The 250-nt window shown below is 56.8% G+C and carries 1 protein-coding gene; it reads right to left on the bottom strand.

Going from position 1 to position 250, the window contains the following annotated elements:
* Window positions 1-148: 148 nt before the first annotated feature.
* Window positions 149-250: IS3 family transposase (locus tag FCK22_RS19635; RefSeq protein ID WP_349237611.1), on the bottom strand; the 102-nt coding region annotated here is incomplete at its 5' end.

Below are 250 nucleotides of genomic sequence, written 5' to 3'. Positions count from 1 at the left end.
GCGGCATGCTGGTCGAGGATCACAAACTCGACGCGATCATCAAGATGCCCTCAGGCGTGTTCCGTCCCTATGCCGGAGTGTCCTGCGCCATTGTGGTGTTCACAAAGACTGGACCTGTCGCGTTTTTTGTGCCGCCCCACGTGCTCGTTTAGGCCACTTTCCTTTCGAAAGCGACCGGGCTTTTCCAACCCAGTGCTGAGTGCCGCCTTCGCGGATTGTAGAAGCCGTTGATGTATTGGAAGATGGCCAG

The organism is Sulfitobacter sp. 15WGC (genome assembly GCF_005068605.1).
In the GTDB taxonomy this organism is placed as follows: domain Bacteria; phylum Pseudomonadota; class Alphaproteobacteria; order Rhodobacterales; family Rhodobacteraceae; genus Sulfitobacter; species Sulfitobacter faviae.
Note: the sequence above shows the minus strand (reverse complement) of the source record. Positions and strands in the feature narration are given on the sequence as shown.